Origin of the sequence: Microbulbifer celer (assembly GCF_020991125.1) — a bacterium.
Lineage (GTDB): Bacteria > Pseudomonadota > Gammaproteobacteria > Pseudomonadales > Cellvibrionaceae > Microbulbifer > Microbulbifer celer.
Window position 1 is genome coordinate 2,655,519 of sequence record NZ_CP087715.1, and the last position, 13,727, is coordinate 2,669,245.

Annotated in this window: 13 protein-coding genes; 8 read left to right on the forward strand and 5 right to left on the reverse strand. The window is 56.8% G+C overall.

The genetic code is table 11. The features are described from left to right. Positions 1–78: 78 nt before the first annotated feature. The 3 genes from LPW13_RS11160 to apbC form a co-directional block, all read right to left on the reverse strand. Positions 79–462: a hypothetical protein gene (locus LPW13_RS11160; protein WP_230435434.1), complete on the reverse strand. Its 384-nt coding sequence runs from the start codon at positions 460–462 to the stop codon at positions 79–81. Positions 463–750: 288 nt separating this feature from the next. Further along, positions 751–1,125 (reverse strand): hypothetical protein, encoded by a 375-nt coding sequence (locus LPW13_RS11165; protein WP_230435436.1) that lies wholly within the window; start codon positions 1,123–1,125, stop codon positions 751–753. Positions 1,126–1,248: 123 nt separating this feature from the next. Further along, positions 1,249–2,424: an iron-sulfur cluster carrier protein ApbC gene (apbC, locus tag LPW13_RS11170; protein WP_230435438.1), complete on the reverse strand. Its 1,176-nt coding sequence runs from the start codon at positions 2,422–2,424 to the stop codon at positions 1,249–1,251. 260 nt (positions 2,425–2,684) lie between these two features. On the opposite strand from apbC, the gene metG reads away from it, so the two are divergent. Together metG and LPW13_RS11180 are read left to right on the forward strand one after the other, a co-directional pair. Then, positions 2,685–4,727 (forward strand): methionine--tRNA ligase, encoded by a 2,043-nt coding sequence (gene metG / locus LPW13_RS11175; protein WP_230435439.1) that lies wholly within the window; start codon positions 2,685–2,687, stop codon positions 4,725–4,727. Between the two features lie 211 nt (positions 4,728–4,938). Further along, positions 4,939–5,868 carry a D-2-hydroxyacid dehydrogenase gene (locus LPW13_RS11180; RefSeq protein WP_230435441.1) on the forward strand — a complete coding sequence of 310 codons (930 nt, stop codon included), beginning with the start codon at positions 4,939–4,941 and terminating at the stop codon, positions 5,866–5,868. On the opposite strand, the gene LPW13_RS11185 is transcribed toward LPW13_RS11180, so the two are convergent. Further along, entirely contained in the window at positions 5,865–7,232 is a 1,368-nt protein-coding gene (locus LPW13_RS11185) for a nitrate regulatory protein (protein WP_230435443.1), read from the reverse strand. The two genes, LPW13_RS11180 and LPW13_RS11185, sit on opposite strands and share 4 nt — an antisense overlap. A 425-nt stretch (positions 7,233–7,657) precedes the next feature. Between LPW13_RS11185 and LPW13_RS11190 the strand changes: the two genes are divergently transcribed. The 6 genes from LPW13_RS11190 to LPW13_RS11215 all read left to right on the forward strand — a co-directional run bounded on the left by LPW13_RS11190 (position 7,658) and on the right by LPW13_RS11215 (position 12,219). Then, a complete protein-coding gene (locus tag LPW13_RS11190) occupies positions 7,658–8,512 on the forward strand; it encodes a formate/nitrite transporter family protein (protein ID WP_230435445.1) in 855 nt (284 codons plus the stop codon). Positions 8,513–8,729: 217 nt separating this feature from the next. Then, positions 8,730–10,460: a bifunctional protein-serine/threonine kinase/phosphatase gene (locus LPW13_RS11195; protein WP_230435447.1), complete on the forward strand. Its 1,731-nt coding sequence runs from the start codon at positions 8,730–8,732 to the stop codon at positions 10,458–10,460. A 60-nt stretch (positions 10,461–10,520) separates the two neighbouring features. Beyond that, the gene (gene cynS, locus LPW13_RS11200; protein ID WP_230435449.1) at positions 10,521–10,970 is read left to right on the forward strand and encodes a cyanase; all 450 of its coding nucleotides are present in this window, start codon (positions 10,521–10,523) and stop codon (positions 10,968–10,970) included. A 104-nt stretch (positions 10,971–11,074) separates the two neighbouring features. Next, positions 11,075–11,326: a hypothetical protein gene (locus LPW13_RS11205; protein ID WP_230435451.1), complete on the forward strand. Its 252-nt coding sequence runs from the start codon at positions 11,075–11,077 to the stop codon at positions 11,324–11,326. A gap of 172 nt (positions 11,327–11,498) precedes the next feature. After that, positions 11,499–11,981: a hypothetical protein gene (locus tag LPW13_RS11210; RefSeq protein ID WP_230435452.1), complete on the forward strand. Its 483-nt coding sequence runs from the start codon at positions 11,499–11,501 to the stop codon at positions 11,979–11,981. After that, positions 11,959–12,219 (forward strand): hypothetical protein, encoded by a 261-nt coding sequence (locus LPW13_RS11215; RefSeq protein WP_230435453.1) that lies wholly within the window; start codon positions 11,959–11,961, stop codon positions 12,217–12,219. The genes LPW13_RS11210 and LPW13_RS11215 overlap by 23 nt, the downstream gene beginning before the upstream one ends. A gap of 73 nt (positions 12,220–12,292) precedes the next feature. Here LPW13_RS11215 and LPW13_RS11220 read toward each other — a convergent pair whose 3' ends face one another. Next, positions 12,293–13,411, reverse strand: a complete 1,119-nt coding sequence (locus LPW13_RS11220; protein WP_230435454.1) for a transporter substrate-binding domain-containing protein — start codon at positions 13,409–13,411, stop codon at positions 12,293–12,295. Positions 13,412–13,727: the final 316 nt, after the last annotated feature.

Sequence of the window (13,727 nt, forward strand, 5' to 3'; positions counted from 1 at the left end):
TAATGCTGTTCACTTAAGCCACCGAGTGTCGGTGTCGCCACCTTCGCGGAGAATTTCATTAAGTGAACAGCATTAGGCTCATCCCGGCACTTCGTTTCGGCTTGCCAACCACTCCAGCGCTTCGGCTTCCGTGAGAAATGAGAAAAGTTCCAGCCCCTGTTGACGTGCGGCATTACGCATAACCGCGGTGGTATTCAGCTGTGGTTTGTTCAATACCGCAATATGGGCATTTTTAAGCGCCTCCTGCCCACCGACAAACCAGCCGAACGCGATCTGTTCCTCTTTACTCATCGACATTTTGCTCACCTTGCGCACATCCGCCAGTATCCGCAGCGGCTTTAGATGACCGTACCTGGCCGCCAGCTGCCGTATGGCTTCGATACGGGAATCAAACGTCGCCTCTCCATAAAAAAGCAGCCGTACCAGACGCTGCTCTGCATCGTATCGAATTCGAAAACTCATACTGCCGGGTTCCCGCTACTTGTCTTGTCACGGTGTCGACCACAAAAAGACATACACCACAAACACGAAAATCGAAGACAAATAGAACCACAACGCCCCGTCTCCAAAAAGAATAAAAGGCTACCAAAGTCTCAAATACGAAAATCTCTTCCCTTTCTGATCTACAATTTTTCTTGCACAAGAAACAAAGGCGTCAATACTCGGGAACTCTGGATACACGACGCCGTTTAAAATTCGGGGAGTAAGAAGGGAGATAGGAGATAAGTAGAAAAGCAAAACAGGAACCCGTCAGGTAACGACATCCGCAGCAAGCCAGGAAAGCGCCATGTGCTCAGTAATAAACTCTCCCAGCAACATGCCTTCGTTTCGCGCCCAGTCATTAATGACTACGTTGGCATTGATTTCGGGTGCATGGAGAACGGCGGTGCGCGCATGCCTCAACCCCGGAAGACGCGCAGCAAACTGACCAAACGCCTTGCGCTCTTCGAGAGTAAGGAGAATTTCAGCCTCGCGCACATCCACCAGCAGTGGCAGGGGCTGCAAGTGGCCGTACTTCTCCGCGACCTGTTGCGCAGCATTGAGTTTATCTTCCAGCTCAACCTGTCCGAAAAAGGTGGCCCTGACAATACGAGCGCTGTGATCAAAGCGAATCTGGAACCCCAACTGACGACCTCCTGGAGACTACTAGTGGGCCAATCTGAGCTGCCGTAGCCCAAATTGGTCATTTGTGATCACTCAGTATATATGCCCAATTCCCGTCAGGTAGGAAATTGGACATAAACTGCTTCAAACTTCTTCAATCTCCGGGAAAGCTGCATCATCTTCCGAGGCCAACCACACCTGCGCCGCGGCTTTGCGTGCAATCTCCCGATAAAGTGTGGCGACTTCGCCTTCCGGCTCCGCCGCTACGGTCGGCTTGCCACCATCGGCTTGCTCTCGAATCGACATCGCCAGCGGCAGTTGCCCCAGCAACCGGGTACCGTAATCAGCCGCCATTTGCTCGCCGCCACCGGCACCAAAAATCGGCTCCCGGTGGCCACAATTGGAACAGGTATGCAGGGACATATTTTCCACAATCCCCAGCACCGGCACCGACACCTTGCGGAACATTTCCACGCCCTTGATGGCGTCAACCAGCGCCAGGTCCTGTGGCGTAGTCACGATCACCGCCCCTGACAGCGTGACTTTCTGCGCCAGCGTCAACTGGATATCCCCAGTGCCGGGAGGCATATCCACCACCAGGTAATCCAGCTCTCCATCTTCGGCGCCATTCCCTTCTGACCACAGTGTCTGAGTCAGCATCTGGTTCAGGGCGCCACTGGCCATGGGGCCGCGCCACACTGCCGGAGTATCCTCAGTGAGCAGGTAGCCCAGGGACATGGTCTGCAGACCATGCGCCGCTACCGGCACGAAGAACTTGCCGCCCTTCACCTCCGGCCGGAGCCCCTCGGTACCGAGCATGGTGGGCAGGCTGGGACCATAAATGTCCGCATCCAGCAGCCCCACTCTGGCACCCTCTGCCGCCAGCGCCAGGGCAAGATTCACGGCGGTAGTAGACTTGCCTACACCGCCCTTGCCAGAGGCAACGGCAATAATATTCTTTACCGCGCGCAGTGATTCAGGCACCTCTCCTGTCTCTGTACGACCTATGTCGAAAAACAGATCACTCTGGATTTCCGCGCCCGCAAGCGGCCCCTCCGCCAGCAGTGGTTCGCAGGCGGTGCGGATACGCTCGGCCCAAGACGCCTGCGCACTGGCACAGGGGTATCCGAGGGTCACTCCGGTATAGACGGTGCCCTCATCAAACCCGACCTCGATTTCCGCCTCCAGCTGATCCAGCGGCAGGCCGGTGGCCGGGTCCTCCAGCAGGCCGATGACTTCCGCCACCTGCTCCAGCTGCCGCTGGATATCGGCCGGAATTTCTTCGTGATCGTGGTCATGGTGGGAGTGATGGTCTGTCACGGGTTGTCCTCACTGACGTGTCCGGGAATGGTTTGTTGCAGCGATGCCCTGTGGCAGCGCTGTGGTAATGGGAATGCCGGCATTGTGGGCAAGGGGCGAGGTCATGACAAGCGCCAGCGAGCACACCCCGGGGGTTGCGCCGGGTGCCTTGCGGTGCCCATTTCTGCTATATTCCGCGCTCTTTCCCGGTGGTCCGCACCGCGCGCCACCGCACAGTTTCACCATCGACAGTCAAGTCTCGCAGCTTTTTGGAATCAACGATGTCTCAGACTCGCACCCAGCCCAGAAACATCCTCGTCACCAGTGCCCTGCCCTACGCCAACGGCTCGCTGCACCTGGGTCATATCCTCGAGTATATCCAGACCGATATCTGGGCCCGTTTCCAGCGCGCCCGCGGCAATGACTGTCTGTACATGTGCGCCGACGACGCCCACGGCACCGCCATCATGCTGAAAGCGGAGCAGCTGGGCCTGAGCCCGGAGCAGCACATCGCCAATATGCAGGCAGAACACCAGCGCGACTTCGCCGACTTCCTGATCGGCGTGGATAACTATCATTCCACGCACTCGGAAGAGAACCGCGAGCTGTCGGCGATGATCTACAAGCGCCTCAGAGAAAATGGCCACATTGCCTCGCGCACCATTACCCAGGCTTTCGACCCGGAGAAAGAACTGTTCCTGGCGGACCGCTACATCAAGGGCACCTGCCCGAAATGTAAGGCCGAAGACCAGTACGGCGACAACTGTGAGGTCTGCGCTGCCACCTACAGCCCCACCGAGCTGATCAACCCGGTGTCCGCCATCTCCGGTGCCACCCCGGTCGAGAAAGAGTCGGAGCACTTCTTCTTTACCTTGCCGGCGTTTACCGATTTCCTGAAAAACTGGACCCGCTCCGGCACCTTGCAGGACGAGGTGGCCAACAAGCTGTCCGAGTGGCTGGACGAAGGCCTGCAGGAGTGGGATATCTCCCGCGATGCGCCCTACTTCGGTTTTGAAATCCCGGATGCGCCGGGCAAATATTTTTACGTCTGGCTGGACGCCCCGATTGGCTATATGGCCAGTCTGAAGAACTATTGCGATGCAAAGGGGCTCGACTGGCAGGACTACTGGAAAAAAGACAGCACTGCCGAGGTGTATCACTTTATCGGTAAGGACATCGTCAACTTCCACGCCCTGTTCTGGCCCGCCATGCTGGACTCCGCGGACTTCCGCACCCCCAACAAGGTCTGTGTACACGGCTTCCTGACGGTCAACGGCAAGAAGATGTCCAAATCCCGCGGCACCTTCATCAATGCACGCAATTACCTGGACCATCTGAATCCGGAATACCTGCGCTACTACTTTGCCGCCAAACTCACCGCGGGCGTGGACGACCTTGACCTGAACCTGGAAGACTTTATCGCCAAGGTAAATTCCGATCTGGTGGGCAAGGTGGTGAACATCGCCTCGCGCACCGCCAAGTTTGTGAGCAAGTCGGGCGGCGTCTTAGCCAGCGAGCTCGCCGACGAAGCGCTGTGGAACCAGTTTGTGGAAGCCGCGCCGCGCATTGCCGACTTTTTTGAAGCCCGCGAATACAGTCGCGCCACCCGTGAAATCATGGGCCTTGCAGACGCCGCCAATGCCTGGATTGCCGAAAAAGCGCCCTGGTCTCTGGCCAAGGAGGAAGGCAAAGAGGAAGAGGTGCTGGCGATCTGCTCCCAGGGTGTGAACATGTTCCGCGCGCTCATCACCTGGCTGTCGCCGGTGCTGCCGGAAACGGCCAAGAAAGCCGAAGCTTTCCTGGGTGTGGCGCTGGACTGGAATACCGCCACCACGCCGCTGGCCGGTCACACCATCAACAAGTTCAAGCCGTTGATGCAGCGTATTGAAAAGACTCAGGTTGACGCGATGCAGGAAGCGGCGAAGGAATCCCTGGCACAATTGCAGGCCGAGGTCGCCGGCGCGGCAAAAGGCCCACTGGCAGATGACCCGCTTGCGGAGCAGATTCAGTTCGATGACTTTGCCAAGGTAGACCTGCGTATCGCGCTGATCGCGAATGCGGAACATGTGGAAGGTGCCGGCAAGCTGCTGCGCCTGACCCTGGACCTGGGCGGTGAGACACGCAATGTGTTTGCGGGGATCAAGAGTGCCTACAAGCCGGAAGATCTGATTGGCAAGCACACGGTGATGGTGGCCAACCTGGCGCCGCGCAAGATGCGTTTTGGTGTCAGTGAAGGCATGGTGCTGGCCGCCGGCCCCGGTGGTAAAGATATCTGGATTCTGGAACCCCACGAAGGCGCGCAGCCGGGTATGCGGGTGATGTAACCATAAAAGTTGATGAGAAGGTGCCGATACCGGGTGCAGCCTTGTAAGACCTTCTGCGAGAGGGACCCCGCAGAAGAGCCCCCATGGATGGGTTAACGGGGGGGGCGCCTAGCTCGTGTCTTGCAAGGCTGCACCCGGTATCGGCACCGCCCCTGAGGGCCTTAGCGTCCAGATACTGTGTAGTTAACAGAAATGCTTACAGGAGCTTTCAATGCACGGCGTATTTCTCGATACCCTCACCATGAAACTGGAAGAACTGGACACTTCCGCACTGGAGAACGCGGTTGATCAATGGGACCTTTTTGACACCACCACCCCAGACCAGACCGCCGAACGCATCAAAAACGCCGACGTTGTCATCACCAATAAAGTCGTCCTCGACCGCAACCTCATCGAAGGCGCCCCCAACCTCAAACTCATCGGTGTCTGCGCCACCGGCACCAACAATATCGACCTGGACGCCGCTGCGGAGCACAATATCCCGGTCAAGAATGTCACCGGCTATACCGGCACCTCACTCGCACAACACACCATCGCCCTGCTGCTGGCCCTTGCCACCCGCTGGCACCAATACAGTGAAGATGTGAAGAACGGGCGCTGGAGCCAGTCGCCGGTATTCTGTCGGCTGGATTATCCGGTGATGGAACTGGCGGGGAAAAAGCTCGGCATTATCGGTTACGGGGATCTGGGGCAGAAAGTCGCCAGTCTGGGGGAGGCGCTGGGAATGGAAGTGCTGGTTGCGGAATCCTTTACCGGGGAAAGCAAACCCGGGCGCACGCCATTGCCCAAACTGCTGGCAGAGTCCGACGCGATCAGCCTGCACTGTCCGCTGACAGAAGAAACCGAGCAATTGGTGGACCAGGATTTTCTGGTGGCGATGAAAGACTCGGCGTTTCTGCTCAACACCGCCCGCGGTGGCCTGGTGGATGAGGCGGCGCTGGTGACGGCACTGAAAAATGGCACGATTGCCGGTGCCGCACTGGATGTACTGAGTGTGGAACCGCCGCCGGCGGATCATCGGTTACTGGCCAACGATATTCCCAACCTGATCATCACCCCACACAATGCCTGGATCAGCCGTGAGAGCCGGCAGCGGCTTTTGGATGGCATGGTGGATAATATCCGGCAGGTGTTCGCTTAAGCCTGCGTGCTTTTTTCCGCGGCCTTTTCTCCTATCTCAATAATGGTCGCTGCCACATCCGCCAAGCGTAAATTACACGCCATCGCCCGACGCTGCATTTTGCGATAGGCCGCCGCTTCGCTGAGCCCCAGGTTCCGCATCAACACGCCTTTTGCCCGCTCCACCTGCTTGCGTTCTGTCAGCGCTCGACGGGCATCGTTCAGCTCGTCCCCCATCTGCTTGATACGATGCGCCTGGCCGCGGATCAGGTCGTAGATGGAACGGGCGAGGTTCGGTGTCAGCCCCTGAGCAGGCGGTACGCATTCCGCGGCCGCTTCCTTCGCGGCACCTTCCCCGGCACCGTATAGCCCCGGCACCTCCGGGTCAGACAACATGGTAAGCGGTGAAGTGTTCGGGCAGACAATGGCTTTCAGGGCATGGATGCGCGCATGGTGGTCTTCCAGTTCAGACTCTGCTTCCGCAACGCGCTGACGACTGATATCCAACAACCTGCCCGCCAGGTGATCCTCCAGGCTGTGCATACAATCGATGCGTTGGGTAGCCAGCTCATACCAGACTTCACTCAATTCCGCGGCAATCGGCTCACCGTCGGCGAGGCCGCGGATCACCCGTCGCAACCGGTTCAGATCCTGCGCGGGCGGGCTGTTTTCAATCCCCTGCCAGCGCGCCTGATCGGACGCCTCGGCAAACTCGATAAAGACCTCGACACTCCGGTGCTGGGCTTCCTGCAGATGAGAGAGCCGATCGTGCAGTACGCTGTCGAAGCGACTGCGGGCAAAGCCGATAGCGCCCCAGGCCCGCTCCTGCCCGGCATATTCTTTGGCCTGCATGAAGTTGAACATGGCTACCAGCATCCGGGTAACGGCCGGGTCATCCGCCACATCTGCGGCCTCGAACACGATCGACAGCAGCCCGCCAATCAGGCGACAGAAGGCTCGGGTCGAGTCCAGCGGCGCAATCGCCAACTGTTCAACCTGCACCCGCAGCCCGTCCAGGTCATCCAGCCCCTGCAGGGAATAGGCGATGCTGTTGAGCAGGCGCATCCCCGCAGCGCCCTCTTGTTTCAGGTAACGCAGGTACAACTGCCGCTGCAAGCGTTCGCTGCTGCGGCGCACAAGGTCCATCTGTTCCTGCCACTGTCCCCGGAAGCGTGCACCACCAGAGGCAAGGAAGATATTACTCATGCCCCGCTCACGCTGTAGCTGGTGTACCAGATCACTCACTGCCGTTACCAATTCACAGCTTTCCGCCAATTGTCGCAGTGAGCAGATTTCTGCACGCTTGGCGGCTAGTAAAAACTTTTCTGCGCCCGGGGTGTTGGCTACAGGGGCTACCCCACGGGTGCGGTCAGTGTGACGCTCCATCTTCAAGGCCCTCCGGCGAAGTGATCGTTCGCTACGTTCTTTACCCGTCTACAGAAAACCTGCAGCAATTTGTATTCCATTCTCACCAGTCGGGGCGAATCCCAGACAGACTGCACGGAGCGCACCACAACAGAGCACACCGCCTCCTCCGCACCACAAGAAGTCAACAAGTGCCCGGGCTCGCGTTGAAACCATCGCCAGACGCTAAGTTGCACGCCACAGCGCCGAGAATCCGTGTTGGCATCGAGATTGCAATATCTCTGACGACGGTTTTATGACTGTGATCTTGGAGAGCCCTGCTTGGCTCTCGCGGCCTGCGGGCCAGTAACAATTCGGACTTATTGGATAACGGCGTCCATCACTGATTCTTGTCAAAGACGAGGATTGGTGTGGGCGCTTTTTTATGCGCGAAAAAAGGTGATCCCATGGCCTATTTAGTACCTTCGGAGTTCGTGACCAAAATGGTCGATGCGGGCGAATCCAAAATCTATATGTCTACCCGCGATACGCTGGTGCGCGCCTTTATGGCCGGAGCCATTCTCGCGCTTGCAGCCGTGTTTGCGGTCACGGTTGGCGTTGCCACCGGCTCGCACCTGATAGGCTCCATCCTGTTTCCCGTCGGTTTCTGTATGCTGTACCTGATGGGCTTTGACTTGCTGACCGGCGTTTTTGTACTGACACCACTGGCCCTGCTGGATAAACGACCCGGAGTGACCGTACAGGGCGTACTCCGCAACTGGGGTCTGGTATTTCTGGGGAACTTTGCCGGTGCGTTGACCGTGGCGGTAATGATGGCCTTTATTTTCACCATGGGATTCAACATTGATCCCGGTGAAGTGGGCGCGAAAATTTCTACCATCGGTGAAGCCCGCACACTGGGTTATGCAGAATACGGTGCTGCCGGCTGGTTCAGTATTTTCATTCGCGGCATGCTGTGCAACTGGATGGTTTCCATGGGTGTGGTGGGTGCGATGATTTCCACCCATGTGAGCGGCAAGGTGCTGGCGATGTGGATGCCGATCATGCTGTTCTTCTTTATGGGCTTTGAGCACTCTGTGGTGAACATGTTCCTGTTCCCGAGCGCGATCATCATGGGCGGTGACTTCTCCGTGATGGATTACTTTATCTGGAATGAGATTCCCACGGCTCTGGGGAACCTGGTGGGCGGCCTGGCGTTTACCGGTCTGACCCTGTACAGCACTCACTACAAAACCGCACCCAAGCGTCAGCTCGCGGCTGGTGGCGGCACCAAGCCGGCGGGTAAAGAGGCGCTAGCCTGAATTCGGTATCAGTAGATAATTGCCGCCCTGCCTACGCCTAGCTCAGTGGCGGTATAGTGACCGGGGACAGCTTTGTGAGACACGCCGTGAACCCATCCATGGGGGCTCTTCTAAAACATCCCTGTTTTAGAAGGTCTCACAAAGCTGTCCCCGGTTACTATACCTGCGCCCGAAACTCAATTATCAATAACACCTTTTTCGGGGCGCACTTCTAGCTATGAAGACATCCCTTACCCTCAAACTCGGCCAATATTCCGACGCCGGAAAAAAGCCGGAAAATCAGGACTGTTTCGGGGCCTGCATCCCCAATGCATCACAACTGAAAATCAAAGGCGCCGTGTTCACGGTTGCCGACGGCATCAGTTCCAGCAGTGTGAGCCAGATTGCCAGCGAAACCGCGGTCAAAAGTTTCCTCGAAGATTATTACTGCACCTCCGATGCCTGGAGCGTGCGCCACTCAGCACAACAGGTCCTACGCGCTACCAACGCCTGGTTGCAGGCACAAACCCGGCACAGCCCCTACCGTTTGGATAAAGACAAGGGCTACGTGTGTACCTTCAGTGCACTGGTCCTGCGCGGCCGGGAGGCGCATTTATTCCATATTGGTGATTCCCGTATTTACCGCCTGCGCGATGGCAGCCTGGAACAGCTGACCCACGATCATCGGCAGTGGATGGGAGAGCAGAATAGTTACTTGAGCCGTGCGCTGGGCGCAGAAACTGAACTGGAAGTGGACTATCGCGTGCTTGCCACAGAGCCCGGCGACCTGTTTTTACTCACTACCGACGGCATTCACGAGCCCCTGCGCCAACAGACGATTATCGAGTTGCTCTCGTTGCCGACAAACGACCTGGATCAAGCCGCGCAGCAACTCGCACAAGCGGCGCTTGCTGCGGGCAGCGCAGACAATCTCACCGCGCAACTGATCCGCATCGACGGGCTGCCGGAAAGCGTCGATCACATAATGCAACAACAGGTGGAGACACTTCCCCTACCGCCACTACTTGGGGCAGGAGAGCATTTTGATGGCTTTGTAATTGAGCGTAGCCTGCATGCCAGCAGTCGCAGCCATGTGTATCTGGCAACGGATCAACAATCTGGTAAGCGCGCGGTACTCAAGATGCCTTCCACAGAGCTGTGCGGTGATCCGGCCTACCTGGAAGCACTGTTGATGGAAGAATGGGTGGCGCGACGGGTGAGTAATCCACATGTGATTCGTGTAATGGATTGCCAACGACCGCGCAACTTCCTATATGCCGCGACGGAATACATTGATGGCCAGACGCTGCGACAGTGGCTGCACGACAATCCGAAGCCGACACTGGAAGCCGTGCGCAATATTATCGAGCAGGTTGCGCGCGGACTGCAGGCACTACACCGGTCGGAAATCCTGCATCAGGATCTGCGTCCGGAAAACATTCTTATCGACCAGGCCGGCACGGTCACACTGATTGACCTGGGTGCAGCGCGGGTCGCCGGGATCCATGCCGGACTGAACGACAACACCGCGGCACTCCCCCCGGGCACAGCGCTTTACAGCGCCCCGGAATACTTTCTCGGCGAGACCGGCAGTACATATTCAGACCTTTTCTCTCTCGCCGTACTCACGTATCACCTGCTTTCGGGTGAGTTCCCCTATGGGCTTCAGGTAGCACGCTGCAACACCATCGCTGCGCAGCACAAATTGCGTTACCGGTCGCTCTTAACAGAGACGCGAGAGATTCCCACATGGGTTGACGCCGCACTCAAAAAAGCGCTGCAACCCAATCCTCACCGCCGCTACCAGGAAATCTCCGAGTTTATCACCGACCTGCGCCGCCCAAACCCGGACTACCTCAACAGCACACGCCCACCAATCATTGATCGCCACCCGGTGCGATTCTGGCAATCGGTTTCCGGCGGTCTGATGCTGCTGGTTATCTATCTACTGACCAGGCTTGCAAGCTGAGGCTCCAAAATAATCCCACTACGACCATTCCCATACAACAACCAAACCAGAGGAAAAATCATGATCAGTAATCGACAGCAAGTCACCGACATGATCCGTGCCGCCAAAGTGTCCAAAGACCTGCGCTGGGTTCAGGTAGCCGATGCCATCGGCCAGTCGAAGGAGTGGACCACCGCCGCGTGCCTCGGTCAGATGACGTTCACCAAACAACAGGCGGAGATCGTGGGGGAACTCTTCGACCTACCGGACGAAGCCATCGCCTGGCTGCAGATCGCCCCCTATAAAGGCTCACTGCCTACCGACGTGCCAACCGACCCGCTCATCTATCGCCTTTACGAACTGGTCAGCGTTTATGGTACGACCATCAAGGAACTGGTACACGAAGAGTTTGGTGATGGCATCATGAGTGCTATCGACTTTTCCATGGACATCCAGAGAGAGGAAGACGCAAAAGGAGACCGTGTGAATATGGTGATGTCCGGTAAGTTCCTGCCTTATAAAACCTACTGATCAGAATAATTGGATATATAACAGGGAGTCTTCACAGTCACTGTGGAGGCTCCGTCTCCTCACCCTAATATTGCCGTTCCGATTCCTCTGATCTGGAGCGCATTATGGCAACTGCAAAAAGTCCCCATCACAATTCCGGCCGTGAGAAATGGAGTCAAGCCTACCACACCGCGGGCGAAGCCATGACGGAAACCAAGGAACACCTGAAAGAACGGGCGCGCTCTTCGGTAGACGCCAACAAGCAACGCGCCTCGGATGTCGCACACAAGGCAGAAGACTCTATCAAACAACACCCGCTGGTCAGTGTTGGTTGTGCATTCGCCGCCGGCTGGGTTATCGCTAAACTGTTCAAGTAGATATGTTAATCGCACTGTCGGCAGCGCCTTGAAGCAAGCAGGATAGTGGGCACCTTACTATCGGTGCCCTCGGTGTCTTCTTCCTGCTTTTGCTTTCGCGCATTGTCCACTTGCCGCTGGTATTTCTTCTACTAACCTCTTGGAAATCACCGAACCTGGAAACCGTCAAACGATGCCGAGACCGGAACAACCCGATATCGATCCTACGGAACAGGAAGGGCAGACGCGAACACGCGCGGCCGATCCTGATCGTGATGGTATTCCTGAAGAGGAAACTGTCTGGGATGCAAATCCTTTGAGCCGCGCGGAGGCAACGTTCGCATTGGCGGGTGACTGGTTTGCCAATCTACAGGCTCTGGCGCGAGCTGAATTCACCCGCACACTGACCGCCGCAGCACAGATACTCGGCCTGTCCCTGATCCTGTTGCCACTGGCGGTGGCCTTAATCGTTAGCCTGTGTGCTGGTGTAGGCCTGGCCGGCTACTATTTCTCGCAATCGGTCTATATCGGCTTCGGAGTATTCATTCTCACACAGCTACTCTTGCTCACCGGCATTGTGCTCTACCAACGCAAGCTGCGCAGACTAATCAGTTTCGATGAAACCCGCCGCCAAGTGAAAGAGGCCCTCAACGATGTCACTGAAAGCCTTAAATAAACAGATTGAAACCTGCCGCCAGCAGATGGAGATACAGCGACAGGGTACGTGCCACCTGCTTGCGCAACACAAGGCGGATGCGACGGTACAGTTGCAGAAAGTTCCTCTACCCGTAGCCATTGGCCTGGCTTTTGTGGGCGGTATTGTGGTGCAGCGTTTATTCGATACATCCATTCTTGGCACGCCCGCCCACGCCTTCCTATGGAAGGCCTACCTGGGCTGGCAGGCATATTCCTGACTTACAACACCTGCCTTACAAGGCCTCGTTTACAAGATCGCAGGACTTTCAGGTTGCGGGCCGTTGTTTGTATTCAACGTACCGGCCCGAAATATTTTTCTTTCAGATTGAATATCAGTCTGCTTTCGTAAGCGGCGATTACCTCGATGCTGATTGGCCGCGTCAGGTCACTGCCCCGAGGAAGAGCAAAGGCGTATTTATCCGGCTCAAAAAGTTTCCCTACCAGACGCACTCCCAGCCCGGGGTTCTGGAACGTAAAGTAAGCCAGTACCGGCGCATCGGCAACAAGCGCCTGCACTTCACCCGAGCGTAACCCTGAGACCGCTTGTTCAATGTCCTTGAACTCCCGCGTTTTGATCGCGTGGCGCACCATAGATTCCTGCGCAGTGCTACCTGCGAGCACACCGACCGTCTTGCCGGGCAGGTCCTGCAATCCATTAACCTGGCTGGTGAGTGCGAGGGAGGTCATCACGCTGGTGATGGAAGCGGTTATATACGAAACAACGGCCACGCCACATACCAGCCACAATCCGCCCCAGATCCTGCCTACCCAGCCAAACAGATTTTTTCTTTCGACTCTGCCGGAAGTGACAATGGACATCACCGAATAGAAGCTTTCCGCGAGGCCATCTCGCCAACGAGAGGGAAATTCCGCGTCAAATCGCCTGTCAAACAACGTGAATAGCAAGGTGGCGGCAAAGATGACAGCGATCAACCACAAATATCCCGTCAGCAGTCCCGACCGGTGCAGACCGTGAAAAATATCCCCGATATTGGTTTTTTGATTCGTACTAACCATGACGCGCAAACCGGCGTCGAACCATGGTTGGGTAAAATCCACCTTGAGGGCGCGATCTTCCGTTACCGTGAGGTTAGTCACGGCGACGTCTATTTTCCCCTGCTCGGTGTCCCCCATCAGCGAAGGCAGATCCGAATAAACGCGATAGATGGATTTCAGGTTCCGCTCTCGCGCAATTTCCTGCCAGAGATCTATGGCCATGCCGGTATAGACCTCCCCCTCTTCCATGACAAAGGGCGGACTGAGGTACAACCCCACCTGTACCGTTCTCACTTCAGAGGCACCCTGATCGCCGCCCTGCGACGCAGAGTCCGCCTGCCCGAGCGCTTGCCCGTGGAAAGCGCCGCAAAGCAGAAAAATATGAAATAAAAAAGCGAACGAGCGAGCCAACATTGAATATCCAACACTGCCTTTCGGATAAACAAAGGATAGAACAAGCAGAAGGAGAGAAGCTGGCGGGGTGGACGGTGTCGATGGCATTCAGACGGAAATCAGATAAGCGCACCTGCCTACCGAAAGCTACCGCCCATCCACTTATTTGAGTTTCCGGTTTCAATTCAACGATCAGTGTCGCCGGAACCTTCCAACTTATTCTGGGTACGCGGTTCAAAGTCGCCGGCATCTTGGCGCTCGTGCAGTTACTCCGCGGGCTCCCCCCAGGTGCGATTGACCATACGTCCGCACTGTACCGGCGCACAGCAGCGATTTC

What these genes read in the sequence shown, in the direction of transcription:
- LPW13_RS11180 (WP_230435441.1), top strand. Translation starts at nt 4,939, where the DNA reads ATGCACGGCGTATTTCTCGATACCCTCACCATGAAACTGGAAGAACTG.
- LPW13_RS11220 (WP_230435454.1), bottom strand. Translation starts at nt 13,411, where the DNA reads ATGTTGGCTCGCTCGTTCGCTTTTTTATTTCATATTTTTCTGCTTTGC.
- LPW13_RS11215 (WP_230435453.1), top strand. Translation starts at nt 11,959, where the DNA reads ATGTCACTGAAAGCCTTAAATAAACAGATTGAAACCTGCCGCCAGCAG.
- LPW13_RS11195 (WP_230435447.1), top strand. Translation starts at nt 8,730, where the DNA reads ATGAAGACATCCCTTACCCTCAAACTCGGCCAATATTCCGACGCCGGA.
- LPW13_RS11205 (WP_230435451.1), top strand. Translation starts at nt 11,075, where the DNA reads ATGGCAACTGCAAAAAGTCCCCATCACAATTCCGGCCGTGAGAAATGG.
- LPW13_RS11185 (WP_230435443.1), bottom strand. Translation starts at nt 7,232, where the DNA reads ATGGAGCGTCACACTGACCGCACCCGTGGGGTAGCCCCTGTAGCCAAC.
- LPW13_RS11160 (WP_230435434.1), bottom strand. Translation starts at nt 462, where the DNA reads ATGAGTTTTCGAATTCGATACGATGCAGAGCAGCGTCTGGTACGGCTG.
- LPW13_RS11210 (WP_230435452.1), top strand. Translation starts at nt 11,499, where the DNA reads ATGCCGAGACCGGAACAACCCGATATCGATCCTACGGAACAGGAAGGG.
- cynS (WP_230435449.1), top strand. Translation starts at nt 10,521, where the DNA reads ATGATCAGTAATCGACAGCAAGTCACCGACATGATCCGTGCCGCCAAA.
- LPW13_RS11190 (WP_230435445.1), top strand. Translation starts at nt 7,658, where the DNA reads ATGGCCTATTTAGTACCTTCGGAGTTCGTGACCAAAATGGTCGATGCG.
- metG (WP_230435439.1), top strand. Translation starts at nt 2,685, where the DNA reads ATGTCTCAGACTCGCACCCAGCCCAGAAACATCCTCGTCACCAGTGCC.